The organism is Hydrogenobaculum sp. 3684, assembly GCF_000213785.1.
Classification (GTDB): Bacteria; Aquificota; Aquificia; order Aquificales; family Aquificaceae; genus Hydrogenobaculum.
The window spans coordinates 940,733-965,506 of record NC_015557.1; the positions used below are offsets into that span (position 1 = coordinate 940,733).

General features: G+C 35.0%; 28 protein-coding genes and 2 tRNA genes. 7 read left to right on the top strand and 23 right to left on the bottom strand.

Annotation, left to right across the window (positions count from 1 at the left end; genetic code table 11):
- Positions 1–429 carry an ATP synthase F0 subunit B gene (locus HYD3684_RS05060; protein WP_015419603.1) on the bottom strand — a complete coding sequence of 143 codons (429 nt, stop codon included), beginning with the start codon at positions 427–429 and terminating at the stop codon, positions 1–3.
- Between the two features lie 95 nt (positions 430–524).
- Here HYD3684_RS05060 and smpB point away from each other — a divergent pair, with 95 nt between their 5' ends.
- Both smpB and rnr read left to right on the top strand, forming a co-directional pair.
- On the top strand, positions 525–1,001 hold the full coding sequence (gene smpB / locus HYD3684_RS05065) for an SsrA-binding protein SmpB (protein ID WP_015419604.1): 477 nt from the start codon (positions 525–527) through the stop codon (positions 999–1,001).
- Positions 1,001–3,085: a ribonuclease R gene (gene rnr / locus HYD3684_RS05070; RefSeq protein WP_015419605.1), complete on the top strand. Its 2,085-nt coding sequence runs from the start codon at positions 1,001–1,003 to the stop codon at positions 3,083–3,085. Before smpB ends, rnr begins: the two co-directional genes overlap by 1 nt.
- Positions 3,086–3,094: 9 nt before the next feature.
- Here rnr and HYD3684_RS05075 read toward each other — a convergent pair.
- The 5 genes from HYD3684_RS05075 to HYD3684_RS05095 form a co-directional block, all read right to left on the bottom strand.
- Positions 3,095–3,167, bottom strand: a tRNA-Met gene (locus HYD3684_RS05075).
- Positions 3,168–3,173: 6 nt separating this feature from the next.
- Positions 3,174–3,431: a cytochrome c gene (locus tag HYD3684_RS05080; RefSeq protein ID WP_015419606.1), complete on the bottom strand. Its 258-nt coding sequence runs from the start codon at positions 3,429–3,431 to the stop codon at positions 3,174–3,176.
- 13 nt (positions 3,432–3,444) lie between these two features.
- Positions 3,445–4,857, bottom strand: coding sequence for a F0F1 ATP synthase subunit beta (gene atpD / locus HYD3684_RS05085; RefSeq protein ID WP_015419607.1), 1,413 nt, complete (start codon positions 4,855–4,857; stop codon positions 3,445–3,447).
- 60 nt (positions 4,858–4,917) lie between these two features.
- Positions 4,918–4,990 (bottom strand) — tRNA-Thr (locus HYD3684_RS05090).
- A 5-nt stretch (positions 4,991–4,995) separates the two neighbouring features.
- Positions 4,996–5,778 carry a FlgO family outer membrane protein gene (locus tag HYD3684_RS05095; protein ID WP_015419608.1) on the bottom strand — a complete coding sequence of 261 codons (783 nt, stop codon included), beginning with the start codon at positions 5,776–5,778 and terminating at the stop codon, positions 4,996–4,998.
- A gap of 202 nt (positions 5,779–5,980) precedes the next feature.
- Here HYD3684_RS05095 and HYD3684_RS05100 point away from each other — a divergent pair, with 202 nt between their 5' ends.
- The 3 genes from HYD3684_RS05100 to HYD3684_RS05110 are packed head-to-tail and all read left to right on the top strand — an operon-like array spanning position 5,981 to position 8,369.
- A complete protein-coding gene (locus tag HYD3684_RS05100; protein ID WP_015419609.1) occupies positions 5,981–7,087 on the top strand; it encodes a 5-(carboxyamino)imidazole ribonucleotide synthase in 1,107 nt (368 codons plus the stop codon).
- 12 nt (positions 7,088–7,099) lie between these two features.
- The gene (gene lpxA, locus HYD3684_RS05105) at positions 7,100–7,873 is read left to right on the top strand and encodes an acyl-ACP--UDP-N-acetylglucosamine O-acyltransferase (protein ID WP_015419610.1); all 774 of its coding nucleotides are present in this window, start codon (positions 7,100–7,102) and stop codon (positions 7,871–7,873) included.
- A gap of 22 nt (positions 7,874–7,895) precedes the next feature.
- Complete coding sequence (locus HYD3684_RS05110; RefSeq protein ID WP_015419611.1) at positions 7,896–8,369, top strand: BCAM0308 family protein; 474 nt, start codon at positions 7,896–7,898, stop codon at positions 8,367–8,369.
- Between the two features lie 3 nt (positions 8,370–8,372).
- Here the strand turns inward: HYD3684_RS05110 and HYD3684_RS05115 are convergent, their stop codons facing one another.
- Genes HYD3684_RS05115 through HYD3684_RS05135 form a run of 5 tightly spaced genes read right to left on the bottom strand, consistent with a single transcriptional unit; the run spans position 8,373 to position 14,671 of the window.
- Positions 8,373–9,314, bottom strand: coding sequence for an acetyl-CoA carboxylase carboxyltransferase subunit alpha (locus tag HYD3684_RS05115; RefSeq protein WP_015419612.1), 942 nt, complete (start codon positions 9,312–9,314; stop codon positions 8,373–8,375).
- Positions 9,311–11,584, bottom strand: coding sequence for a DNA topoisomerase (locus tag HYD3684_RS05120; RefSeq protein ID WP_015419613.1), 2,274 nt, complete (start codon positions 11,582–11,584; stop codon positions 9,311–9,313). Before HYD3684_RS05120 ends, HYD3684_RS05115 begins: the two co-directional genes overlap by 4 nt.
- A gap of 6 nt (positions 11,585–11,590) precedes the next feature.
- Complete coding sequence (locus HYD3684_RS05125) at positions 11,591–12,751, bottom strand: hypothetical protein (protein WP_015419614.1); 1,161 nt, start codon at positions 12,749–12,751, stop codon at positions 11,591–11,593.
- Complete coding sequence (locus HYD3684_RS05130; RefSeq protein WP_015419615.1) at positions 12,748–13,341, bottom strand: hypothetical protein; 594 nt, start codon at positions 13,339–13,341, stop codon at positions 12,748–12,750. The genes HYD3684_RS05125 and HYD3684_RS05130 overlap by 4 nt, the downstream gene beginning before the upstream one ends.
- A 1-nt stretch (position 13,342) precedes the next feature.
- Positions 13,343–14,671, bottom strand: a complete 1,329-nt coding sequence (locus HYD3684_RS05135; RefSeq protein ID WP_015419616.1) for a TldD/PmbA family protein — start codon at positions 14,669–14,671, stop codon at positions 13,343–13,345.
- Positions 14,672–14,803: 132 nt separating this feature from the next.
- On the opposite strand from HYD3684_RS05135, the gene HYD3684_RS05140 reads away from it, so the two are divergent.
- Positions 14,804–15,085 (top strand): hypothetical protein, encoded by a 282-nt coding sequence (locus tag HYD3684_RS05140; protein ID WP_015419617.1) that lies wholly within the window; start codon positions 14,804–14,806, stop codon positions 15,083–15,085.
- Between the two features lie 103 nt (positions 15,086–15,188).
- Entirely contained in the window at positions 15,189–15,620 is a 432-nt protein-coding gene (locus tag HYD3684_RS05145; protein WP_015419618.1) for a glycine zipper 2TM domain-containing protein, read from the top strand.
- A gap of 49 nt (positions 15,621–15,669) precedes the next feature.
- Here HYD3684_RS05145 and HYD3684_RS05150 read toward each other — a convergent pair whose 3' ends face one another.
- The 12 genes from HYD3684_RS05150 to rplT form a co-directional block, all read right to left on the bottom strand.
- On the bottom strand, positions 15,670–16,407 hold the full coding sequence (locus HYD3684_RS05150; RefSeq protein ID WP_015419619.1) for a lytic transglycosylase domain-containing protein: 738 nt from the start codon (positions 16,405–16,407) through the stop codon (positions 15,670–15,672).
- A 4-nt stretch (positions 16,408–16,411) separates the two neighbouring features.
- Positions 16,412–18,058, bottom strand: coding sequence for a tetratricopeptide repeat protein (locus tag HYD3684_RS05155; RefSeq protein WP_015419620.1), 1,647 nt, complete (start codon positions 18,056–18,058; stop codon positions 16,412–16,414).
- Between the two features lies 1 nt (position 18,059).
- Positions 18,060–18,941, bottom strand: coding sequence for a universal stress protein (locus HYD3684_RS05160; protein ID WP_015419621.1), 882 nt, complete (start codon positions 18,939–18,941; stop codon positions 18,060–18,062).
- Complete coding sequence (locus tag HYD3684_RS05165; protein ID WP_015419622.1) at positions 18,919–19,728, bottom strand: inositol monophosphatase family protein; 810 nt, start codon at positions 19,726–19,728, stop codon at positions 18,919–18,921. Before HYD3684_RS05165 ends, HYD3684_RS05160 begins: the two co-directional genes overlap by 23 nt.
- Before the next feature lie 6 nt (positions 19,729–19,734).
- A complete protein-coding gene (locus HYD3684_RS05170; protein WP_015419623.1) occupies positions 19,735–20,292 on the bottom strand; it encodes a class II aldolase/adducin family protein in 558 nt (185 codons plus the stop codon).
- Entirely contained in the window at positions 20,280–21,131 is an 852-nt protein-coding gene (locus HYD3684_RS05175; RefSeq protein WP_015419624.1) for a 4-hydroxybenzoate octaprenyltransferase, read from the bottom strand. Before HYD3684_RS05175 ends, HYD3684_RS05170 begins: the two co-directional genes overlap by 13 nt.
- A complete protein-coding gene (locus HYD3684_RS05180; RefSeq protein ID WP_015471362.1) occupies positions 21,097–21,615 on the bottom strand; it encodes a shikimate kinase in 519 nt (172 codons plus the stop codon). The genes HYD3684_RS05175 and HYD3684_RS05180 overlap by 35 nt, the downstream gene beginning before the upstream one ends.
- Complete coding sequence (locus HYD3684_RS05185) at positions 21,616–21,954, bottom strand: hypothetical protein (RefSeq protein ID WP_015419626.1); 339 nt, start codon at positions 21,952–21,954, stop codon at positions 21,616–21,618. It abuts the gene before it with no gap.
- Positions 21,955–22,016: 62 nt separating this feature from the next.
- Positions 22,017–22,742, bottom strand: a complete 726-nt coding sequence (locus HYD3684_RS05190) for a sulfite exporter TauE/SafE family protein (RefSeq protein ID WP_015419627.1) — start codon at positions 22,740–22,742, stop codon at positions 22,017–22,019.
- Positions 22,743–22,765: 23 nt separating this feature from the next.
- Positions 22,766–23,380: an SPOR domain-containing protein gene (locus HYD3684_RS05195; protein ID WP_015419628.1), complete on the bottom strand. Its 615-nt coding sequence runs from the start codon at positions 23,378–23,380 to the stop codon at positions 22,766–22,768.
- Between the two features lie 29 nt (positions 23,381–23,409).
- A complete protein-coding gene (gene pheS, locus HYD3684_RS05200; protein WP_015419629.1) occupies positions 23,410–24,432 on the bottom strand; it encodes a phenylalanine--tRNA ligase subunit alpha in 1,023 nt (340 codons plus the stop codon).
- Entirely contained in the window at positions 24,422–24,772 is a 351-nt protein-coding gene (rplT, locus tag HYD3684_RS05205; RefSeq protein ID WP_015419630.1) for a 50S ribosomal protein L20, read from the bottom strand. The genes pheS and rplT overlap by 11 nt, the downstream gene beginning before the upstream one ends.
- Positions 24,773–24,774: the final 2 nt, after the last annotated feature.

Genomic DNA, 24,774 nt, shown 5'->3' on the forward strand with positions numbered 1-24,774 from the left:
TTACCCCTTTATTACCTTTTCTACCAGTGATTCTACTAAAGAGTCCAAAGAAGCTTCCAAAACTTTTTTCTGTTCTTCTAATTCTTGTTTTATCTTTTCTATTTGAGTACGATATTCAAGTTCAGCCTTTTCCTCTGCTTCTTTTAATATTCTTTGTTTCTCATCGTTTGCTTTTTTTATAGCTTCTTCCAAAATCTGTTGGGCTTCTTTTTTAGCTTTTTCTAAGATCTCTTGAGCTTCTTTCAAAAGCATTTCGCGTTCTTTGGCAAGAGCCTGAGCTTCTTTAAGCGTTTTATCAGCTTGATCTTGTCTTTCTTTAGCTATACCAAGATACGGTTTCAAAACCATATAATTTACAATGGCTACAAAAACTAAGAAAAGGACAATCTCCACAAACAAGGTTTCATTGGGTATAACACCTATACTCATACTAAGCCTCCATCAAAATATTATTATAACATGGCTCCATAGCTTTTGCGCAAATTAAATACACTTACTAACGTAGATATAGTATATTATATATTATGAAAAAACAAGAACAAAATAATACACCAAGGTATGTAAACAAAGAAGGCTTACATGAAAATGAGATTGTGGAAACTTATCAAGCAGGTATTGAGCTTTTAGGACCAGAGATAAAATCCATAAGGAACAAGCAAACCGTATCTTTCAAAGATGCTTTTGTTAGAATAGAAAACGGAGAAGCGTTTTTACACAACTTATACATAGCTCCCTACAAGTACGCCACCATAAAACCCCCAGACCCACTTAGAAAGAGAAAATTACTTCTTCATAAAAGGGAAATTTTGAGGCTTTTAGGAAAATCAAAGGAAAAAGGTTATACGATAATACCGCTTAGCCTTTACTTTAAAAACGGCAAAGTAAAAGTAGACATAGCACTAGTCAAGGGTAAAAAACTTTACGATAAAAGAAAAGAGCTAAAAGAAAAAGACATAAAGAGAGAACTACAAAGAGAGTTTAAAGGGAGAGTAAAGCTCTAATGGAAAAAGAAGAGATAGTTACTGCTATAGAAAGTTTTCTATCTTCTAAGAAAAAGCCTGTTTCTTTCGGCGAACTTGCCAAGCATATACCAGTGGATAAAAAGATACTTAGGAAGGTTCTAAGAGAGTTAATCAAACAAGATAAAATCATCACCACCAAAGGACATTTTAGCCTAAACAGAGAATCTATAAAAAAGGTGGTGGGCGTCGTAGAGGCAAATCCAGCAGGTTTTGGATTTTTAATACCAAAGGATGGTTCTGAAGATATATACATACCATTTTTTGAAATGCAAAAAGTGTTTGATAAAGACGAGGTGGAAGGATATGTGGTCCTTTACAAAGGAAAAGAAGAGCTAAGAATTGAAAGGGTCCTAAAACGAGCCAGAAAGGAGTTTGTTTGCAGTATATCAAATTTCAAAAAATGCATTGCAAATCCAGTAGATGAAAACCACTTTCACGATATAGAACTTTCTAAAAACCAATGCAAAAATATAAAACCAGAGCAACTTGTACTTGTAAAAATAACAAGATATCCTACAAAGACTCAAAAAGCCAAAGGAAAAATAATTGAAATAATAGGAAATCCATCTGAGAGCTTCTTGTCTTTGGAGCTTTTAAAAAGAAAATACAACTTAAAAAATCAATATCCAAAAGAAGCTATAAAAGAGTTAAACTCGTTTTTAGAAAAATTTGATTTTCAAAAAGAGATATCAAGACGAAAAGACTTAAGAGACCAACCTTGTTTTACCATAGACCCAGTAAGAGCAAAAGACTTTGACGATGCGGTTTATCTTGAAAAAGAAGGTGATGACTACAGGCTTTTTGTACATATAGCAGATGTGTCTTTGTTTGTAAAATTTGGAAGCGCCCTTGACAAAGAAGCATACGAAAGAGGTACCACAGTTTACCTTCCAGGAGAAGCTATACATATGCTTCCGGAAGAGCTATCCTCAAACCTTTGTAGCCTTGTGCCAAATGAAGACAGATTTTGCCTTAGCGTTGAAATGGTTTTTGATAAAAGCGCAAAACTAAAACATTACGAGATATATGAAAGCGTTATAAACTCAAAGGCAAGGCTTACCTACGACCAAGCTTTAGATATAATAACTGGCAAAATCAAGCCACCACTTCCAAGCATAAGAGAAACACTTATTGAGATGGAAAATCTTTATAGAAAAAGACATAAGATAAGATGGGACTTAGGAAGTATAGACTTTGACCTACCAGAGGCCGAGATCGTAATAGACGAAACAGGTGAACCAAGCGCTATACTACCTTACGAAAGACATATAGCTCATAGGATAATAGAGGAATTTATGGTATCTGCCAACGAAGTGATAGCAACATTCATGAATGAGAAATCAGATTTAGGCTTTTACAGAGTTCATGAAAAACCAAATAAAGACAAAGTCCAAAATCTTCTAACTATACTATCTGGGCTCGGATACAAAACTACAATGCCAGATGACTTCGAGCCAAAGTTCTTTCAGCGGATTATAGAACATTTTGAAGGAAAAGAGGAGGAGTTTTTGGTGAGATTTTTAACCTTAAGAAGCATGCAAAAAGCCAAATACTCACCCATAGATATAGGGCACTTTGGCCTTGCATCAAAACATTATACACACTTTACCTCTCCCATCAGAAGGTATCCAGATATCATAGTACATCGGATAATAAAATCCATCTTAAAGAAAAAACCTTTAGCTTTTAATATGAGCTACCTTGAAGAAGCGGCAGTGCATTTGTCTGAAAAAGAACGTTTGGCTGACAAAATTGAATACGAAGCTATAGATTTCCTAAGGGCAAGGTTTATGAAAGATAAGATAGGAGAGATATTTGAAGGCATTATCACCGGTATAATACAAAACGGTATCTTCGTGCAGATAAAAACCATATTGGCCGAAGGGTTTGTAAGCATAAGTTTTATGGAAGGTGATTTTATCTACGACCAAGAAAATCACAGGTTTATAGATGCCAAAAGCCATAAAACTTATAGATTGGGAGATAGTGTAAAAGTAAAAGTCATAAAAGTAGATGAACAAAAAGGAAAACTAGACTTTGAGATTGTAGAAGAAATTATATAAAATAAAAAATGGCGGTAGGAGGATTCGAACCTCCGACCTAAGACTTATGAGATCTCCGCTCTAGCCTCTGAGCTATACCGCCTTTATATTACTTTGAAGAAAGCCAATTTATTATAGCTTCTCTTTCTGATGCTGGCAAAGCCATAGCTGGTCTACAGTGAGATATAGCTTCTACAAGTTCTTTTTTCTTGCCAGCAAACTTTGTGTGAAGCTCTTTAGCAGATGGGGCTCTCTTGCCATTGTGACACTGCATACAGTGCATTTCAAATATCTTTTGCGGGGTCATGGCAAAAGCCCCAAAACTTACCGTCACCAAAAGTCCTAAAGCCAAAGCTAAGTTTCTCATATATATTAATATATTACATTTTCTTAGCTTTTTCTATAGCTTCATCTATGCTTCCTACCATATAGAAGGCATTTTCTGGAAGATCATCGTATTTACCGGTGAGTATTTCTTTAAAGCTTCTTATTGTATCTTCAAGCTTTACGTAAGAACCAGGCATACCAGTAAATTGTTCTGCTACGTGAAAGCGTTGAGATAAGAATTTTTGTATACGGCGAGCTCTATTTACTATAGCCTTATCTTCATCAGAAAGCTCTTCCATACCAAGTATAGCTATGATTTCTTGAAGCTCTTTGTATCTTTGCAGTATACGCTTTACTTCCATGGCTACATTGTAATGCTCTTGGCCTACAAATTCTGGAGCTAAGTATTTGGATGTGGACTCAAGTGGGTCTATAGCAGGGTATATACCAAGCTCTGTAAGTCTACGAGCCAACACCGTTGTGGCGTCCAAATGAGCAAATATAGAGTAAGGAGCAGGGTCTGTGATGTCGTCAGCAGGCACATAAACCGCCTGCACAGATGTAATAGAACCTTTTTTGGTAGAAGTGATACGCTCTTGCACTTCACCAACGTCTGTATTCAATGTAGGTTGGTATCCAACGGCAGAAGGCAATCTTCCTAAAAGCGTAGAAACCTCAGAACCCGCTTGCACAAATCTAAATATGTTATCTATAAATGTCAAAACATCTTGCCCTTGAACATCCCTAAAATATTCAGCCATTGTAATACCTGTTTGAGCCACTCTAAACCTCACACCTGGTGGCTCGTTCATCTGTCCATAAACCATAACGGTGTAGGGCAAAACACCAGAGTCTTTCATTTCATGCCATAGGTCGTTTCCTTCACGGGTGCGCTCACCAACACCTATAACCACCGAATAACCTTTGTGAAATTTTGCTATGTTGTGTATTAGCTCTTGCATTAAAACGGTTTTACCAACCCCAGCACCACCAAACAAGCCTACTTTACCACCTTTCACGTAGGGCTCTAACAAATCTATAACTTTTATACCGGTTTCAAGTATCTCTACCTTTGTGGATTGCTCTGTAAGAGGTGGTGGGTCCCTAAACATCGGCCAATAGTCTGTGGCTTTTATATCGCCAGCTTCATCGATAGGCTGTCCTACTACGTTAAAAACCCTTCCAAGGATGCCGTCTCCAACAGGTACCTTTATAGGACCGCCTAAATATTGAACTTTGGCACCTCTTTGTATACCGTCTGTAGATCCCATCGCTATAGCCCTTACTCTTTTTTCTCCTATGTGCTGAGCTACTTCCAAATAAAGCTTTTCAGTAAGCCACTCGTCGTTGTCCCCCATAAATCTTCTGTCCATAACAAGCCCGTGTCTTATTGGGGGCAATTCTTCTGTGTCAAATTCTACGTCTAACACCGCTCCTATTACTTGAACCACCTTTCCTTCTTTCATACTTGCCACCTTTTAAAAGTTTTTACTATTATAGCATGTTTATATTTTGAAATCAACAAAAGCCGGCGATGGGACTCGAACCCACGACCTAGGCATTACGAATGCCTCGCTCTGCCGACTGAGCTACACCGGCTTAAACTATTTTTTCACGCTTTTAGAAGAAGGCTTTACTTCTGAAGTAGTTTGTGTTGGCACACTCGTTACTTGAGCTACATTTTGATAAGAAGGTACCATTGAAGAACCTCTTAGCTGTAGTTCTGGCACAGATTGGGAGGAGTTGTAAAGCAGATCACTTATTATTTGTGTAGGTATAGAAGCATGTGCAGTAGCCACCACTAAACCATTTGAGACATCTATTATTCTGGCATTTACAGATGTTGAGTAATCACCTACAGAATATGTACCTACCAACACATAACCTATTTTGTATTCTTTTCTTAAATTATTTATGTTTCTTGATAAATAAAATTCCCCTTTTGGATTTATAAGCATGAAGGTTTGAGCCCTTATATCTATAACTGCCATATTTTTCCTTTGAAGTTGAGATATCAAATCTTCAGATAAAAGCCTACCAAAATCCGTAGTTTGATGTAATTTATTTAGATCCACTATCACAGAGACACCTATTGGAGCTCTTATAGGCGTAAGCTCACTACAAACCAACTGATTTGCTATATCCTTTGCCATCTCATCCACACTTGTTATTGGCTTTTCATGACCCATCATACATGATTTATAATAATATTCTCTGCTGTAAGATTGCTGTATGTAGGCCGGTTGATTTGACGCTGGTATCTTCGGCTCAGCTACCACTTTCTTTTGATATATCGTCTGGTATATAACTTGATGCGTATCTTTCTCACCACCAAAAGCCAAACACAAAGCCCCAACCAATCCTAACATGAAAATAAAATTTTTCATAATACTATTATAATACACACATTGTATTAAGTTTTATACAAGTTCCCTACATCGTGAATATATATGAGCTAAAAGCATGAAAAAAACCTTGCTGCAAAAGCCAGGCTTTATTGTGGAGTAGGCTATGGCTTAAAAACAAGAATTATCCACCAGCAAAAAGAGATATATTTATCAGAACCTTATGATGCTATAATATTATGTTATGAGAATTGGTATAATAGGCGATGGGCAGCTTGCCATGATGAGCGTAATGGAAGGGCTCATGATGGATATAGATTTTGCTGTCTTATCTTTTGAGGGAGATTCCCCGGCTTCTTACGTAACTAAACATGTTTTCAAAGAAAACGAAGTGGAAGAGTTTGCAGCTTTTAGCGACGTTATAACCTATGAGTTTGAGCATTTTGACAAAAAGATATTTGGTTGTGAAAAGCTACTGGATAAGCTTTATCCTGGTGTAAAACCAATAGAGTTAAAACAAAACAGGCTTTTAGAAAAAAAATTCTTAAAGGATCACAACTTCCCAGTGGTGCCTTTTTACGAAGCTAAAAATACAGATGAACTTTTTGAAGTTGTAGAAAGTTTAAACAAAGAAGTGGTGGTAAAAACAATATCAAACGGCTACGATGGAAAAGGTCAGTATGTAATACATACTAGAGATGATTTAGAGCTTTTAAGAAATAGATTAAAAGACTATAAAGATACATTTTTAGTAGAGGAGTTTTGTTATTTTGATTTTGAAATGTCATTAATAGCCGGTGTATCAAAAGATAGAATAGTCTTCATGCCAATGACAAAAAATATACATAAAAACGGTATCTTACTGTATAACCATACAGATGTTTTTACAAACGAGGTACAAGAAAAAACCAAAGCTATAACTTCAAGACTTCTAAAAGCTCTTGATATAAAAAAAGGCGTTTTGGCAGTGGAGTTTTTCGTAAAAGCCAAAGACGTTTATATAAACGAATTTGCCCCAAGAGTACACAATACTGGACATCACACGTTGAATGATGCAGAATATTCCCAGTTTGAACTGCTTTTAAGAACAATGTTAGATATGCCAATACACTCCCCTTCTCTTATAACACAAGGTGGGATGATAAACATAATAGGTAATATAAATCTTACAAAAGAACTAAAAGATAGTATATTGTCTTTAGAAGGTGCTAGTCTTTATTGGTATAGAAAAACACCAAGAGAAGGGAGAAAATTAGGACATATAAACGTTGTTGGAAAAGACGTTGAAGAGGTGAAGGTTAAACTTAGAAATTTATCTAAACTTTTATACCCCTCGTTAAATATATGGTAAAATTATAGACTTATGAAGACATCTATAATAAGTCCAAAAGCTCAGATAGGTTTAAATGTAGAAATAGGTGAATTTTGCATCATAGAAGATGATGTAAAGATAGGAAACAACGTAAAGATAAAGAACAAAGTGCTTATAAGAAAAGGCACCATCATAAAAGACAACGTAAAAATATACGACGGAGCCATAATAGGCGAAGACCCCCAGCATCTTAAAGATAACGGCGAGGGTTCTATTGTAGAGATAGGTGAAAACACAATTATAAGAGAATACGTCACGATACATAGAGGAACTACTTTTGATAAGAAGAAAACCACCATCGGTGCAAACGTTTTCTTAATGGCTTATACACACGTGGCTCACGATTGTGTGGTAAAAGATGGTGTTATTATGGCAAACTGCGCTACACTTGGTGGGCACGTAGAAGTAGGTGAGTACGCTTTTATAGGAGGGCTTTCAGCAGCTCATCAACATACAAAAATAGGGGCTTACGCTATGGTGGGGGGACTAAGCGGTGTATCTTTGGATATTCCGCCTTTTGTAAAAGCGGCTGGCCCTCACGCTAAGCTTTTTGGCATAAACACAATAGGTTTAGAAAGAAGAGGTTTTTCCAAAGAGGATATAGAGATTATAAAGCATGTTTACAAAATAATTTTTAGAAGCCAAAAGCTAAAAAAAGATGCTATTGAAGAAGTGCTTTCTTTATACAAAGACAACAAATACGCTCTTATGTTTGTGGATTTTATTAAAAGCTCAAAACGTGGCGTAGCTAGAGAAGAAAGATGAAATTTAAAAGGAGGTATACAGTATGAACAACAGAAAAGACAGGATGATAGAAGAGTACATTCACGATCCTTACTTTAACAAAGAAAAGTACGAAGAGCCATCTGTATGCGAAGTTTGTGGGGTTGTCTTTAGGGACGGGGCATTTAGATGGGAAGAAGCTCCAAAAAATGCAAAAAAGATGATATGCCCAGCTTGCAGAAGAATTCAAGATAAGTATTACGGTGGTATAGTAGAACTAAGCGGAAATTTCCTAAAAACTCATAAAGAAGAGATAATGAATCTTATAAAAAATGAAGAAGAAAAAGAGAAAAACCTAAGACCCCTAGAAAGAATAGCCCTAATAGAAGAAAACGATGACAATATAACAATCAAAACCACTTACGAACATATAGCAAGACGCATAGGAGAAGCTGTACACAAAGCTTATAAAGGTAAACTAGAGCTACACTACCAAGAAGGGGCTCATTTTCTAAGGGTAAAGTGGCATAGAGACTAATAATTAAGCGTTTTCGTAAAAGCCTATATTGAGATAGCGATCATGTCTTTTTTGAACTATTTCATCTATACTGTATTTCAATACTTCGTTTAAGGCTTTTCTTAAGAAAAACTTTACATTGTAAAAGGTAAGCCTATGAGACATATGAGCCCCGCAGTAGGGCTCTGGTATTATACAATCTATTACACCCAGTTCATACAAATCTTGAGCAGTTATTTTAAGAGATTTTGTAGCCTCTTGGACCTTTGATTGGTCTTTGTAGAGTATAGCTGCACAACCTTCTGGTGATATTACAGAATACCAGGCGTTTTCAAGCATAAGCACTTTATCAGCCACCGCCAAAGCCAAAGCACCACCAGAGCCACCTTCCCCTATTATGATGGTTATAATATGGGTTTTTAGACTACCCATAAGCTCTATGCTTGTAGCTATAGCTTGAGCTTGGCCTCTTTCTTCTGCCCCTATACCAGGATAAGCACCTGCTGTATCTACAAAAGTTATAATGGGTATTTGAAATTTCTCCGCTAACTTCATTATCCTTTGGGCTTTTCTATAACCCTCTGGATGAGCCATACCAAAGTTTCTATATATCTTATCCTTCGTATCTCTTCCTTTTTGATGCCCTATTATACATACGCTCTTGTTGTAAAACTTCGCAAACCCAGATATTATAGCTGGATCATCTCCATAGCATCTATCCCCGTGAAGTTCTACAAAGTTCTTGAAAATAGCTTTTATATAATCTAAAGTCTGAGGCCTTTCGTTGTGTCTTGCTATGCTTACTCTATCCCACGGGCTTAAATTTTTGCAAAACTCTTTTGATATTTGTTTTAATTCTTTTTGAAAAGCCCTCAACTCTTTTTCTACATCCGTTTTACCTTGTTTGTAAAGTATTTTAAGCTGGTCTATCTTAGTTTTTAGTTCTTGTACATCCTTTATTGTCATTTTTTGCCCCTTCTGTAGAATTTTTTATACCCGGTTTGTTTTATGGCGTTTTTTATCCACTCTGACATCGTTTTCGTAGAAACGTAAGCGTCTTCTGGTATTTCTTGATTTAATTTCTTTGCCAAATCTTTGGCAAAAGCAATTTGCTTTTCTGTGGGGGGTGTATATCCATTTGTGTTTTCTTCGGTATTCTCCTCTTTTTTAGGACTATGCTCTTCTATAAAAGCTTTTATAGTTTCATAATCCGTAGAATGAGGTGGTTTTATATTTTTTGACCTTGCCAAAGATCTTGCAAACTCTATCATTTTCTTTGTAGCCATCGGCACTCGTTTCATTTCTACAAACTTAAGCCTATCTATGTTGTCTGATACAAATTCTTTTATGTTGTGCATAAACCTTATATAACCCTCTTTTGATTTTCGTTCTTTGTATATTCTTTCAAGCTCTTCTTCCCATGTGGTGGTCATCTCTGGCTTGGATACATCGCTATCTCTTAGAGATTTTATAAGCTCTTCTCCTTTTAGCGTAGGCAGTAAGGACTTATCTACTCTTGATATGTATTTTCTTTCTAAAAGCGTCTCTATTATAGAAGCCCTCGTGGCTGGGGTACCAAGACCAAGTTTTTCCATAACTCTAAGAAGTGTACCTTCTGTGTAAAGAACGGGTGGCTTGGTAAACTTTTGCAAAGCTTCTAAAGATCTCTTGTAAACTTTATCATCTGGTTTTAGGCTTTTAATATAATCAAAATCTAGTGTGTTGTAAGCATTTCTCTCTTTTTCTTGGTGGTTTTGAGGTTCTATATCCTCATCTTCAGACAAGGATTCTTTAATTTCAAGCTTGTAAGGTTTATATAAAGAAAGATAAGTCTTTTTATACTCTTCTTCTGTCAACGTTTCTATGTTTATATTTGATATAAAAGTAAATTCTTCTAATATCGTTTTTATAGTAATAATAGCATATTCGTAAGGTTCCATAAAAGCACCTACAAATCGTCTAAAAACGAGGTTGTATATATTTTTTTCTTCAACAGAAGCATCTTCTGGTATAGGTCCAAAGGGTATCAAAGCGTGGTGGTCTGTAAGCTTTGAACTATCAAATACCCTCTTACCAACTTTGTTTATATTCTTTGATAAAAATTCGTAGGTATCTTTATCAACTAACTTTTTTAAAATGTTTTTAACAAGATTTTTGGTTTCTTGATCCTCTCCGAGGTAGTTTGAGTCCGTTCTTGGATAAGATAAACACTTGTAAGATTCGTAAAGCTTTTGAGCTATATTTAACGTCCTCATAGAAGAGTATCCGTATATTCTGTTGGCTTCTCTTTGTAAAGACGTCAAAGAGTGTAAAAGTGGCGGATTTTCCTTTCTTTTAGTGATTTTTACATCTTTTACAATACCTTCTTTAACCTTTTCCAGTTTTTTTATTATTTCATCTTTTGATTCTTTTAAAAGCGGTGTAAAATATCTGGATTTTGGAACACCTGTAGTCTTTTCTGGATCTTCTTCTTCCAAAGCGTCTTTTAACGTCTTATAAGTTTTTTCTTGAGCTTTGTCCAATACCAAAAGCCCTACATAAGATTTATCTATACAATCATCACAAGCACTAAATATGGCTTTTATTACATAGTATTCTTTTGGTATAAAATCCTTAAACTCTTTATATCTATCCACTATAAGCTTAAGAGTGGGAGTTTGTACCCTACCTACAGACCATACACCACCTCCTGCTTTTACCGTCATAAGCCTTGTAAGATTTATACCTACTATCCAATCGGCATGTGAACGAGCCAAAGCAGAATAATATAAACTATCAAACAAAGAAGCATCTTTTAAATTTTCCATCTCCCTTATAATCACTTCTTTTGTAAGAGCATCGGATGTCCAAAATCTTTTTACAGAGCCTTTAAAGTGGTTTAACATCAAAATAAGCCTTGCTATCAACTCACCTTCTCTTCCAGCATCTGTGGCGATTACCACTTCGTCTACTTCTTTTAAAAGCTTAGATATCACTTTAAACTGATTCGAAGTTTTATCTATAACCTTGTACTTGAAAGTCTCTGGCAGTATCGGAAGCGTTTCTAAGCTCCACTTTCTTGGGGCTATCTCATCGTCTATTTCTACCAAATGACCTAAAGCCCAAGTGATATATAGGTTTTTTTCTTTACATTCAAAATACCCTTTCTTTGAAGCATCTTTGTTTAGGCTTTTACATAAAGCCGAAGCTATATCTCTTGCCACAGATGGTTTTTCAGCCAATATAAGTCTTTTCATAACTTTTTATGCCAACAAGCTATCTATTCGCTCTTTTAATATTGTAGTAGTGATCTCTCTTATTATAGCTTTTATATCTTCTTCTTTTATAGCTGTTTCTATTTCTTTTGTGGCTATATTCATAATTTCATTTCTCATGTTATTCACTATTTCGTTGACACTGTTTAACATAAGCGATTTTATATCCTCAGTGGCTATCTGAGATTGTATAGCGTTCTTTGCAAGCTCTTTAAAATCTATACCAGATAAAGACTCTCTTACAGAGTTTCTTATCTCTTCTTTTAGTACATCTACTATAATATCTTTTAAATGGCTTTTTGAAGAATCCATAGCTAAAACCTCCGATATCTTATCTAATCCTTTCTTAGCTTTTCTTGAACTAATATTATATTCTGATATAAGCTTTAAGACTATTGTTTTTAAAGAACTTTTTATTTCTGTTTTTACGATACCCACCTTCTTGACAATAGGTATACGGCTTATATCTATAGGAAACATATCGTCTAACACGATGATAACAGGAATATTTGCATTTTGATACATGTTTATAAGCTCTCTTGCCGCCGATACGCCTTCTGTGGTATCGTATATTATAATATCTGAATTAAGTATCTCATCTTTATTTATTTGTTCTGGTGAAAATATTTTTATATATGCTATATTTTCTAAAGCACTTTTTATGTTGTCTAGGAGCTCTTTGTCTTTTGATATTACAGATATTTCAACACCTGTATGAGATTCCTTATCATATTCATAATTTCCTTGAGTTTTTAAAGAATATTCGTTTACAGATTTATCTATTGAAACATTTTTATTTGATGTAATTAGCTCTTTGTATTTCTTTACAAGCTCTGGTAAAACAGGTAGCTCTCTATCCCTTGATATAATGATCTTACCAGGTATTTTTAGGTTGTCTGGGTCTATGGGAAAAAGATCATCCATCAGGACAATATACTTTGAGTTTCTATAGGCTTTTTCAAATAAAGAGTTCAAATCGTTCTCAGACACAAGGCCAGATACCGCATCGTAAATTATTATATCTATGTCTTTTGGTGCATTTCTTATAGCTTCCTCGCCGTTTTTCACAAAAATAACGTTCTCTCCCGAAAGAAGATGTTGTAACTTTTCTATTAAAAGCCTATCAAAAGAAGATACCAAAATCTTCATGATTTGCTCTCCTTAGAGCGTTCTTTTGCATAACTTAGTATTATGTCTATTATACGCTTTGCTTCTTCCGAGCTCTCTTGGGGTATTATCTTTGCTGTGGCGATGGTAAGCCTTAAAGCTTTCAGCCTTTCTATCAGCTCTTCATCAAGATAATCCACAAAAGTTTTCCTAAGACTCCATACTATCCATGTTGCTATTGCAAGCCCTATCAAAAACATACCAACGGCTATAGGCGTCTTAAAAAGCTCTGTCATAATATCGCCAAAACTGGTTATCTTGATACCTACTATTACTGTATCGTTTCCTATCTTCTGGGTAGTCCCATGAAATAGATTTTGGTCTATGGGATGGTTTATAAGGTTTGTGGATTTTATAACACCGTTTGGAGTCCTCACAACCACCACCATATCTTCACCATAAGGTAACACTATTTGATTTGAATTTGATTTTATGCTGTATAAAGCCATTGCCATATCTTTTGATATATGCTCTTCTTTTGTATAATAATAATAATCTGAGGCTATGTAAAAACTACCCACTATAAAAAATATTGCGCAAAACATGGCAAAAAGCGATGTAAAGAGGTTCATATTATACTCCACCTATTGTAATATTTTCCACCAACACCGAAGGAGATCCCACGTGTCCAAAAAATCTAAAATCATTTCCTATGAGTTTTATTTTCTTTAAAAGCTCCAAAAAGTTTGAGGCTACAGTTACCGCTCTTATGGCATACATAGGTTTTGCATTTTTATAAACAATACCAGAAGCACCCAAAGAAAAGTTTCCAGAAATAGGGTCTGCCATATGAAGACCCATAAGCTCTGTGATATATACACACTCTTCATAAGCACCAAGAAGTGTTTCTAAAGAATTGTTTTTAGGTACCAAGTAAAAGTTGTGAATTCCAGTTTGTGGTACAGACCTATAACCTGCTCTTACGCTGTTGGCAGTAGACTCTTGATTGGATTTTTTAGCTGTGTATATGTTGTGTAAAAACATCTTAAAAACACCGTTTTCCACCACTATATTTTTTTGGGTTGGATTTCCATCAGCATCAAAGCGAGAACTTCCCAAAGCTCTATTTATGGTACCATCATCTATTATAGTTACCTCTTCGCTGGCTATTTGCTCTTGTAGTTTGTCTTTTAGCATAGTTTTATTTTTTATAAGAGAGTCTCCTAAAAATACACTGGAAAATGCCCTTAGCAAAGACACCATGCTATCTGGTGAGAAAACTACCGGTAATGATTTTGTTTCAAAGCTTTTAGGATTAAGAAGATTTACCGTATTTATAGCTATTTCCTTTGAAAGTAAATCAAAATCCAAATCCTCATAAAATCTACTAGCTATATAAGAGCATCCAGAAGATGTATCTTCACCATCTTTTGCTATAGCACATCCCATCACAAAGAAACCGCTCAACGTTTCTTCTATTTTTACTCCGTAGGAGTTTTCCATAAGATAAGAATATGTGGATTCTGTGTAAGATAAGTCTCTAACCAAAGCTATACGAGGATCGTAAGCCTTTATCTTATCTTCTGTCTCTAAGAGTTTATTTATCTTTGTTTGTCTATCCTTAGACAGACCTTCTTTATCAAAGAGCTCTATTTGGTTTTTATTTTCTTTTTGTTCTTTTAAAAGCTCGAAAACATCCTCTTTCTCTTGAGATATAGCTATATCCATTGCTATTTTCGTACAATCTTCTATATCTTTTTTTGTAAGCTTTGTAGTATAAGAAAATCCAACTTTCCCATCTTTTATAACCCTTATACCCAAACCTTGTTCTTTTGAGGCTTCAACTCTATCTATAGCCTTATCCTCAATGTCAATCTTTACTTTGTTAGATTGACTTACATATATCTCAAACTCAAACCCTTCTTTTATGACATTTTTTACAATAGCCTTTATATCTTCCATAGTTTTATTATAAACTAATTTTCATCAAAAAATAATCAAGAGTTATACATATGATTAAGTAGTCAACATTTTCATCAAAAATTCATCATTTTGGTTTTATATTTATAACATCAACCTTAAGGAGGTATTGATATGAAAAAGCTATCAAAGGCAGTATTAGGAGTTGCCATTTTGTCTGGAGTTGTGTTGGCACAACCAACAGCTTCCAAGGAGACCAAATCTCAGGAAAAATTTGAGCATGTGAAGGCTCGTATTCTTCATATGATTGACAAGAGAATGGACTTCTTAGCAAAACACAAAGCTTGTGTAGAAAAAGCTCAAAACTGGAAAGAGCTAAGAGCCTGCAGACCACATAAAAAAATGTGGCATAAACACATGTGGCATAAACCCATGAAAAAGATGGAACAAAAGTAAATTATTACAAGTCTGCCACGCTAAACAAGTATGCCGCGGTTTACCCGCGGCATCATAAAAAAACGCTTTAAACATATTATATTATTATATAAAGGAGGAAAAGATGAATAGATTTGTAAGAATAGCTAGTATAGTAAATTGTGGCATACTTGTCGGTCTATCGGCTGTGCTTTTTTCCTGTGCACAAACTGGCCAATATAGTTTATCTCCAGCTGGCCAGCAAGGAGCAGCCGTTGGCGGTATCTTAGGTGCCACTGCTGGTACGATGTTAGACAATAGCAACAGATGGCGCGGTGGAGTTATAGGTGGTGTTATGGGCGCCATACTTGGTGGAACCTTAGGTCAGATAGCAAACGAAGCTGCTCAACAAGCAGCTACACAAAATCAGCCAGTCCAATATTCAAATGGCAATCAAACAATCCAAGCTATACCACAAGGCCAAGCTCCAAACGGCTGTCAAACTGTAACCACAAAATACTATCAAAATGGACAACTTGTAAAAACAGAAACCAGAGAGATCTGTCCAAGTCAATAGTAAAATTTAACTTTAAAGCGGGTTTTACCCGCTATGGCTTTAACAATTTTTATGTAATGTTTTGATATTTCTTAATTTTTGACAACACAGATTTGACATAGCTCCAGTTATCCGCGTTTATACCGTTGTAAGCTTTTATAGCAGTTGGCCAATTTCCATACTTCTGAAAATCTCTAGCCAGTATAGCAGTACCAGCCTCTATGTTGGTATCTATATCAAACAGTTGGTTTTTATCTTCTATATTTAGCTCTTTCATTATATCTATATTGTGATCGTAGTTCACCTGCATTAGCCCCCTATCTGTAGTACCATCTTTGTTGTGATTTACAGAGTAAGGATTAAAAGAAGATTCTTGATCTATGATAGCGTATATAAGTTCTTTGGGAATATGGTATTTGGAAGAAGCTCTATCCACCGCTTGCTCTATTTGACTTCTAAGGTCTTTTGGCAAACTATCAAAGCTATATCCTATGGCTTCTTTTGTGTTATCTGTGATGAGATTTGTTAAGCTGTTATAATTTTCATTGTCTGTGGGAGGATCTTTATCGGCAATAGGAGGGTCTTGATTGGCACTAACCATATCAAAAAATTTAAACATTTCTATTAAAGAGGAGTTGTCTGACATAAAACCATCTTTTGTAAAGGGAATAAACTTTGATTTGGTTTCTTGAGAGTTTTCTGATTTTAACGTATCTTCAAAAGAAGGCACATCTTCTTTTATCGTTTTGAGAACTTTCTCTTTAGCCCCACCACCTTTTATAAAGCTTGTTAAGTCCTCTATCCTCATAACATTATTTTATCTCTTTTAAAAATTCTAAAATCTTTTTCTTTTGACCTGGTTCTTCTTCTCCTTTTTTGTTTACTATGTGTAGGGCTTTTAGCAACAACTTTTTGGCTTCTTTTGGTTGTCCCAGCATAAGTTTTATCATACCAAGATGTTGTATAATCACGGAATCTTTTGGATTTAGCTTGTAAGCCTCTTCTTCGTATTTTAAAGCCTTTTGATAATCATGCAAAAGAAAGTATCCATAAGCTAAGCTATCGAGATAAGATGGGTTTTTAGGAGAAAGTTCTACGGCTTTTTTCACATACTTCATCGCTTCCTTTATATCTTTATTGTAGATAAGCATAGTATAGCCTAAGTAGTTTAGCATATCTGCATCATCTGGTTTTAACTCAACTACTTTTTTTAAATCCTTTATTTCGTTGTCTATTTGATGGAGCTTATCTTCAATCATAGCTCTTATGAAATAGCTTCTATAATCATGAGGATTTAGCTTTATAGATTGATCGGCGTATACTTTTGCCCTTATGTAATGACGATGGCTAGCCGCTATTATAGCTTTAAATATGTAAAGTTTTGAGCTCAAGGGATTGAGTTTTAAGCCCTTTTCTATATAAAGTATAGCCTCGTTGTACTTACCTTCGTCTATCAAAATACTCGCTATTCTTTCGTATAGCTTTGGCTTTTTCTTGTCTATTTGAAGAAGCTTTTTATATACTTCAAGGGCTTTCACCGGTTTATGAGCAGCTTCCAATGCTAGTCCGTAAAGGTAAGCAATGGGTTTATTGTTTGGATGCTTCTTATACAAAGGGGCTAAAACCGATAGAGCCTTCTCGTATCTCATGCTTTGGAGCAAAGATAATGCATACTGATACTGATAGTTTGGATTATTCTTATTTAGTTCCGCAAGTTTTTTGTATATATCCGAAGCTTTGTAGCTAAGGCCTAATTTGAAAAATAGGTTACCTAATCGCTCCAATGCACTTATGTTAGACGGGTCTTTTTTTAGTATATCCTCATAAAGTTTTTCCTCATCTTGATATTTGCCTTCTTGATCGTATATACTTGCCAAAGTATCTACGGCCTCATCAAAGTTTGGTTTTAACTCTATAGCCTTTTTAAGATCTTCTATTGCCTTTTCTTTTTTCTGCTGTGCAAGTTCTATACGCGCTCTAATATAGTAAAATATCTCTTTCTCGTTTTCGTTTTTAAAAGCCAAAAACCTATTTAGAATATCTTCGGCTTTTTCAATCTCTCCATCGTGTATATAAGTAGTTATAAGATTTAGAGCAAAGAAATCGTCTTGGGGAAACTTACTTAGTGCTTCTTGCAATATCTTTTTTGCATTTCCATGGTCTTCAGCCATAGTATAAAGGGTGTATAGATCTATATAAGGTTCTTTTAGATTTGGATACTTATCTTTGTAAAGCTTTGCAACGTAAATAGCGCCTTCTAAATAATGGGCTCTTACATACATGCTTATAACATCTTCAAACACGCTTGGGGTTGGAAATTCCTTAAGGGCTTTTGCACAATAAGGATAAGCTTTTTGAGGGTTATCTATATAATAATGACACATTGCATAGTCAAAATACGGATTTGCCAAGCCTAAAGAACTTGCGAACAAAAGTGATAACAAAACTTTTCTAAACATATTAACCCTCTGCTTTAAATATGTACAAAGGATAAGTGCTTTGTCTTAATATTCTTATAGTTTCCACACCACCAAATATCCTTTCTAAAAGCTTAGGTCTTTTTGAAGCTACAAATACAATATCTGGGTTCACTTTGTTGGCAAACTCTTCCAACGTTTTAGCTATATCGTTATCGTTTATTATCTCGTATGAAAAGCTGTAAAATTCAGAAAATTTATTTTTTATATCGTTTAGTTTTTTTAGTTTTACATCGTTTATACTTTGCTCTAATGTTTGGGATACCTCTGGAGATATCTGAATATTTATACCTTTATCAACGTGTAGTAGTGTAATCTTTGGTTTTAGGCTTTTAAAAGTATCAAATACAAAATCTAACATCTTATCGCAAATGCTTGTAAAATCATAAGCTATAAGAATATGCTCAAGTTTTTCTATCTCTTTGGCTTTTATCACAATAGTGCTTACTTTAGCGTTTTTTACTAAATCTTCCGTAGTGCTTCCCACCAATATTTTTTCAATAAGGTTTTTGCTATGCCCACCCAAAAATATACCGTCCATGTGGTTATCTTCGGCTTCTTTAGAGATAACCTCAGAAAAAGGAGTATCTATTAGTACTTTGTAAGTGGTTTTCACTGGATCTAAATACTCTGCTAAGGCGCTTAGTTTTTCCAAAGCCAAATTTTTTGCGTTTTCTTCGGCTTTTTTGATAATATCCATATCCACTATATCTATAGAAAGACCTTCTGGGTATGGTAAATATGTAAAAGGAGCTATAACATGAAGAAGCTCTAACTCTGCATTTAGTTTTGTAGCAAAGACTTTTGCACTTCTTACCACCAAGTTTGTGATATCTGAAAAATCAACGCTTACAAGATACTTCATAGCTAACCCCCACGTTTTTTTGCACAACACTTAGCATCCAATCGTGTATTAAACCGTTAGAAGCCACTATATCTGTAGAACTTTTGAGGCCGTTGGTTAAAGAGTAAGTCCCACCTGCTTCTAAAAGCACTATCAAAGCCCCCGATATGTCCCATGGATGAAGCTCAAACTCCATAAGCCCATCAAATATACCCTCTGCCAAAAAGCATATATCAACCGCCGCAGCACCAGGACGCCTCATAGAAGCCACTTCTATAAAAAGCTCTTTTGAAGCTTGAAGATAGCTGTTTAGATCTCTTTTAGAGCGAGAAGGAAATCCATAACATACGTTGCAATGCTTTAGTATATGTCTATTGCTAACTTTTATAGGTTTTCCGTTCTTAAAAGCCCCCAAACCTTTTGCTGCAAAGTAAAGTTTATCAAAGTAAGGCAAATAAACAGCTCCAGCTATAGGCTCATCTTCATAAGCAAGCCCTACTGAACATGCAAATATGGGAAAACCCATAAGATAATTTTTTGTACCATCAAGAGGATCTATATACCACTTGTAAGGACTATTGTTTATAGAGGATCCTTCTTCACCAACTATCTGATGGTCTTTAAACACTGAGTTTATATACTCTACTATCTTAGCCTCAGAGGTTTTATCCACAAAACTAACAACATCTTTTTCAGCTTTTTCCTCTATATCTGATACTTGAACACTACCAAAATGCTCTTTTAATACTTCCCCACCTATTAGGCTTGCATTTTTTGCCACATCTAAAAATCTACTTATATCATCCATATTGATTCATTTTATCATGTTTTTGGCTTTTAAAAGCATAAAACAAGAATGCTCCAAAGCCCCGGTATAAGCGTAAGCTTCCATAAGATTTCTTGAAGCGGCAAAAACACCATGGGTTTTTACTATCGCTATATTGTATTCTTTTAATGCAAAAGAAAGGGCTTCTTCTAAAGCTTTTGATGCAGATGGTGGATCTACATCCAACACCTTGACTTGCCCAAATATAAGCTTTCCTTCGGAGTCTATCGGTACAATCTTATCGTATAAAAACGATGCAAGGACAGTATACTTTGGATGGGTATGGAGTATAGCTTTTTTACCTGTGTTTAGATATATGGCTTTGTGAACTGAGGCTTCAGAAGAAGCTTTTTCTGATATTTTATCTTTTTTTAGATCTATTTTTATTATATCTTTTTCCGTTAGATCTCCAAAAAAAGAGCCTCTTTTAGTTATATACATATAGTTTTTATACGAATAGCTTATGTTCCCAGCAAAAGCATTCACCAAACCCTCTTTAAAACTTAGTTTTGCAACTTTTAGTATCTCAGCTTTTATGAAATCCATAAAGATAACATTATTAAAAGCATAAAAACGATGCTTATATAACCGTTTACAGTAAAAAATGCCTTGTTTAACTTTGATAGATCGTTTGGTTTTATGAGCTTGTGTTCATAGACCAAAAACCCAGCTATTCCAACAAGACCAATTAGATAAAGAGCTCCAAGCCTACTATCTATAAAATGAAGCCACAAAAGGCATAAAAACGTTATGACATGAAACACCCTTGCCGTATATATAGCCTTATCTTTCCCAAGCCAAACAGCTATTGATTTTACACCATGCTCTAAATCAAACTCGTAATCTTGAAGAGCATAAAGCATATCAAACCCGCTCACCCAAAATCCCATTGCAAGACCAAGCATTATAGCTTCTTCTGATACGTGGCTATTTAGAGCAACATCTACTCCTATTGGTATGAGAAAATAAACCAAACCAAGAAAAATGTGTGGCATGTAGGTAAACCTTTTGGCTTTTGGATATATATAAATAGATAAAAGCACTATAGGAGAAAGCAAAAAAGCAAGTTTATTTAGCATAAGGCTTACTATTAAAAATAGATAAGAGGTGATGAAAATAATAAGTTTTAGTTCAAACTCCGAAACAGTACCCTTGGCATGGGGCCAGTTTTTGGTGCGAGGGTTAAGTTTATCAAGATCAATATCTGATAATCTATTCATAGTCATGGCATTCGTTCTTACAAGCACCATAGCTATTATGATAAGTGTAAACTTCCATAGGTCAAAACCATGGGCAAGCAACAAAAACGCACTTATACCAAAAGGAAGAGCAAATATCGTATGTTCAAACTTAACAAGCTCTGATATCTCTTTTAAATTGCTCATAGTGTTTTATTATATCCTCTGCTATGGTTTCTGGGCTTTTGGTAGCATCAAAACGTTGATGTGCCATACTGTAAACGTCGTATCTTCTATTATGCAAGCTTCTAAGCTCCTCTAAAGATTTTCTAAGCAGTGGTCTATTTGGTAAATCTTTGCAACGGTTGTAAAATTCTTCAAAAGGCACATCCAAGAAAACTACAAAACCTTTTTGCTTCATAAACTCCATAGCCTCTTTGTTGGCCCCAAGACCACCACCTGTAGATATTACACTTTTTGGCTTCGAAACATCTTTTAATGTCTTTATCTCAAAATCTCTAAAAAAAGATTCTCCTTTCTCGCTAAAAATCTCTTCTATAGTCATATTAAGGCGGTTTTCTATCTCATTATCTACATCTATAAAGGTAAAGTTTAATCTAGAAGATAATATATTGCCTACAGATGTTTTACCACTACACATGAAACCCACTAAGAATATAGGAATATCCACTTAAAAGTCTAAGTCTATATCTTCGTCATCTATTTCAAATGTATCTGTGGTAAAGAAAAAACCCCTTACGTTTAGAGCTATGTTCTTAAATTCATTTAAATATTCAAGGACGCTGTCGTAAAAGTTGATAGTGTCTCTTATATTCCTTATTTGATCACCATCTAACCCCTTTTTTCTCAACATCCTCATAGAAGCTATACGTCCCATTCTTGCTTTGGAATATTTTTCCTGCCACTCGGTCCAAAACTCCTGTTTATGGACTGGGGTTTTGATGACAAAGCTGTCCAACTTGGACAATTCTTCTAACCATTGGAGCTCCAAAGAAGATTTCTTGTTCATACAAATATTATATCATATTAAATTCTTAAAACAATAACATTAGGCATAAATTATTAAAATTTTTAAAAACTCTTTACACCTTTTGTTATCAAAATTATACCGCATATTATTGTTAAAAACGGCACACTCAAGTTAAGATAGCGTTTGTTTATAAATCTACTTATAAATCTACCTGTCCAGAGCCCCGCCACAGATGCAATCCCCCAGTACAGTATATAGTCGTATCTTACATTTGAAAAAGCATGAAGCATATAGTATATAAAAAGCCTAATACCTACTAGCAAAACAAAGTAAATAGATATGAGATATCTATACTCATCAAACTCTTTTACTATATTTCTCAAATATATAGCCGCCGGCGGCCCTCCTATCCCTACTATACCAGAAAACACCCCAGACACAACTCCCACCAAAAATCCATGTTTTGTCTCTATTTTTGAAGTTAAGTTTAAAAGCTCATTTTTAAATATGGCTAAACCATCAAACATTCCTATACTCATAAAAAACAACCCACTGAAGATCTCCATATAAGGAACACTTATGATTTTTAAAATATGGGCACCCAAAAATATACCAACAAAAGAACCACTTATCAGGTAAAATATCATCTTTATATTTGGTTTATAGCTTTTACTAACCAAAAGAATACTAAAAGGTCCTAAAGCTTGAATAAAAGAAAACGTAAGCACAGCGGATTTTATATTCATCACAAGACTTAAAAGTGTAACCATAAAAACTCCGCCGCCAAAGCCAGATATACCTTGGACTATCCAACTTGCAAATATCATTAAACTTGTGATAAAAAGAAGATTCAATGGACTCTAAAAGCACCAGGAAACGCTGTTAAAAGCTTTATACCTTCATTTGAATTTGTTAGCATAACTCTTACTATATAAAAACCTTTTTCTTGTTTTACCATCGGTTCGAAGCCTAAAGCTCTTGCCTTTGATATAGCCCTTTGCAAAGCAGTTGGGGATTTGAAAGCTCCAATTTGGAATAAAATATTACCGCTATTTTCCTTTTTTTGACTATTTCTTATTATCTGTGTAATAGTTTTTGGAGCATTTGGTTTTGGTTTTTGGATTAATTTTTGGGGCTTAGTAGATGGTTTTGGTGTTGATGTTTGAGGGGGTTTAGCTGATGGGCTGGGAGTGGGAGAGCTAGGCTGAGAAATAGCTTGGTTTTGAGGGGTTTGCACAGATTGATTTTGAGGTTGTTGATTGTTTGCAGAAGGCATTTGAGGTGTTTGAGTTTGAGGATTTGATGCCACAGAAGATATATTTTGATTGGGTGTGGAAGAGGCTGTAATTATATTTATCTTGCCTGTGGATTCTTTTTCATGTTGCCACTGGTTTAAACCTATATAAAAAAGCGTAAAACCTATGAACGCTCCCAAAGATAAAAGCGCCGTTCTTTTTAACTTCATACATTTATTTTATCATGAAAAGCCAAAAACTACTGTTCAAACTGAGACAAAAACCTTATATCGTTTTCGTAAAAGAGTTTTATATTGTCTATACCATAATAAAGCATTGCAAGTCGTTCTACACCCATTCCGAAAGCAAAACCTGTGTATAAAGATGGATCTATATTGCAGTTTCTTAAGACGTTTGGATGCACCATACCGCATCCCATTACCTCAAGCCAACCAGTTTGTTTACAAACCCTACAACCACTTCCTTCACATATCACGCATTGGATATCTACTTCAAAAGATGGTTCTGTAAAGGGAAAATAAGAACTTCTATATCTGGTTTTTAGGCTTTTATTAAAAAATAACTGCAAAAAAGTATCTAAAACATACTTTAGGTGTCTTAAATTTATATGCTTATCCACCGCCAGACCTTCCACTTGAAAAAACATTGGCGAATGAGTAGGATCGTCATCTTTTCTATAAACTTTACCGGGTGCTGTTATATATATAGGTGGCTTGTTAGAAAGCATAGTTCTTATCTGTATCGGAGAAGTATGAGTTCTCAAGACATAGCCTTCTTTATTTACATAAAAAGTATCTTGCATATCTCTAGATGGGTGATATTTTGGTATACTTAGCATATCAAAGTTGTATTCTTCTTTTTCAAGCTCTGGCCCTTGCTGTTCTAAAAACCCCATGGACTTTAGTATAGAAAGTATTCTATCTAGGGTAAGCGTTATAGGATGAAGACTACCTATTTGGTTTGTAGGAGGAAGCGTAGGGTCCACAAATTCTTTTGATAAGTTTTTTCTTTCTTCTAAGCTTTTAAAATATAAAAACTTTTGAGAGAATAGCTCTTCTACAGTTTCTTTTAGCTCGTTTAAAAGACTTCCATAGGTTTTTCTCTCTTCTGGTGGAATATCTTTTATAGCCTTTGCAAGCTCTTTTACAATACCTGTTTTACCTAAGTACTTGCTTTTTAATTTTTCTAAGTCTTGTAAAGAAGAAACGGAAGCTAACTCTTCGTTTAGCTCCCTTAGTATAGCATCTTTATCAAGCAACATGCTGTTTTGCTTTTTCTATAAGCTCTTTAAAAGCCTGAGGGTCAAGGATTGCTATTTGGGATAGAGATTTTCTATTTAGGTTTATACCAGCTTTTTTAAGACCGTTTATAAACTTGCTGTAGGTCATGCCGTTGGCTCTACAAGCGGCGTTTATACGAGCTATCCAAAGCGCTCTAAACTGTCTTTTGCGCTGACGTCTATCCCTGTATTGATATTTCAGTGCTCTTATAACAGCTTCCTTGGCTTTTCTATAAACTCTACTTTTTTGACCTCTATATCCCTTTGCTAATTTTAAAACTTTCTTCCTAAACTTTTTGGAAGAGCGACCTTTTACTCTCATAA

Bases quoted from the DNA above. Each gene is read 5' to 3' on its own strand.
- HYD3684_RS05060 (WP_015419603.1), bottom strand. From the start codon at position 429: ATGAGTATAGGTGTTATACCCAATGAAACCTTGTTTGTGGAGATTGTC.
- smpB (WP_015419604.1), top strand. From the start codon at position 525: ATGAAAAAACAAGAACAAAATAATACACCAAGGTATGTAAACAAAGAA.
- rnr (WP_015419605.1), top strand. From the start codon at position 1,001: ATGGAAAAAGAAGAGATAGTTACTGCTATAGAAAGTTTTCTATCTTCT.
- HYD3684_RS05080 (WP_015419606.1), bottom strand. From the start codon at position 3,431: ATGAGAAACTTAGCTTTGGCTTTAGGACTTTTGGTGACGGTAAGTTTT.
- atpD (WP_015419607.1), bottom strand. From the start codon at position 4,857: ATGAAAGAAGGAAAGGTGGTTCAAGTAATAGGAGCGGTGTTAGACGTA.
- HYD3684_RS05095 (WP_015419608.1), bottom strand. From the start codon at position 5,778: ATGAAAAATTTTATTTTCATGTTAGGATTGGTTGGGGCTTTGTGTTTG.
- HYD3684_RS05100 (WP_015419609.1), top strand. From the start codon at position 5,981: ATGAGAATTGGTATAATAGGCGATGGGCAGCTTGCCATGATGAGCGTA.
- lpxA (WP_015419610.1), top strand. From the start codon at position 7,100: ATGAAGACATCTATAATAAGTCCAAAAGCTCAGATAGGTTTAAATGTA.
- HYD3684_RS05110 (WP_015419611.1), top strand. From the start codon at position 7,896: ATGAACAACAGAAAAGACAGGATGATAGAAGAGTACATTCACGATCCT.
- HYD3684_RS05115 (WP_015419612.1), bottom strand. From the start codon at position 9,314: ATGACAATAAAGGATGTACAAGAACTAAAAACTAAGATAGACCAGCTT.
- HYD3684_RS05120 (WP_015419613.1), bottom strand. From the start codon at position 11,584: ATGAAAAGACTTATATTGGCTGAAAAACCATCTGTGGCAAGAGATATA.
- HYD3684_RS05125 (WP_015419614.1), bottom strand. From the start codon at position 12,751: ATGAAGATTTTGGTATCTTCTTTTGATAGGCTTTTAATAGAAAAGTTA.
- HYD3684_RS05130 (WP_015419615.1), bottom strand. From the start codon at position 13,341: ATGAACCTCTTTACATCGCTTTTTGCCATGTTTTGCGCAATATTTTTT.
- HYD3684_RS05135 (WP_015419616.1), bottom strand. From the start codon at position 14,671: ATGGAAGATATAAAGGCTATTGTAAAAAATGTCATAAAAGAAGGGTTT.
- HYD3684_RS05140 (WP_015419617.1), top strand. From the start codon at position 14,804: ATGAAAAAGCTATCAAAGGCAGTATTAGGAGTTGCCATTTTGTCTGGA.
- HYD3684_RS05145 (WP_015419618.1), top strand. From the start codon at position 15,189: ATGAATAGATTTGTAAGAATAGCTAGTATAGTAAATTGTGGCATACTT.
- HYD3684_RS05150 (WP_015419619.1), bottom strand. From the start codon at position 16,407: ATGAGGATAGAGGACTTAACAAGCTTTATAAAAGGTGGTGGGGCTAAA.
- HYD3684_RS05155 (WP_015419620.1), bottom strand. From the start codon at position 18,058: ATGTTTAGAAAAGTTTTGTTATCACTTTTGTTCGCAAGTTCTTTAGGC.
- HYD3684_RS05160 (WP_015419621.1), bottom strand. From the start codon at position 18,941: ATGAAGTATCTTGTAAGCGTTGATTTTTCAGATATCACAAACTTGGTG.
- HYD3684_RS05165 (WP_015419622.1), bottom strand. From the start codon at position 19,728: ATGGATGATATAAGTAGATTTTTAGATGTGGCAAAAAATGCAAGCCTA.
- HYD3684_RS05170 (WP_015419623.1), bottom strand. From the start codon at position 20,292: ATGGATTTCATAAAAGCTGAGATACTAAAAGTTGCAAAACTAAGTTTT.
- HYD3684_RS05175 (WP_015419624.1), bottom strand. From the start codon at position 21,131: ATGAGCAATTTAAAAGAGATATCAGAGCTTGTTAAGTTTGAACATACG.
- HYD3684_RS05185 (WP_015419626.1), bottom strand. From the start codon at position 21,954: ATGAACAAGAAATCTTCTTTGGAGCTCCAATGGTTAGAAGAATTGTCC.
- HYD3684_RS05190 (WP_015419627.1), bottom strand. From the start codon at position 22,742: ATGATATTTGCAAGTTGGATAGTCCAAGGTATATCTGGCTTTGGCGGC.
- HYD3684_RS05195 (WP_015419628.1), bottom strand. From the start codon at position 23,380: ATGAAGTTAAAAAGAACGGCGCTTTTATCTTTGGGAGCGTTCATAGGT.
- pheS (WP_015419629.1), bottom strand. From the start codon at position 24,432: ATGTTGCTTGATAAAGATGCTATACTAAGGGAGCTAAACGAAGAGTTA.
- rplT (WP_015419630.1), bottom strand. From the start codon at position 24,772: ATGAGAGTAAAAGGTCGCTCTTCCAAAAAGTTTAGGAAGAAAGTTTTA.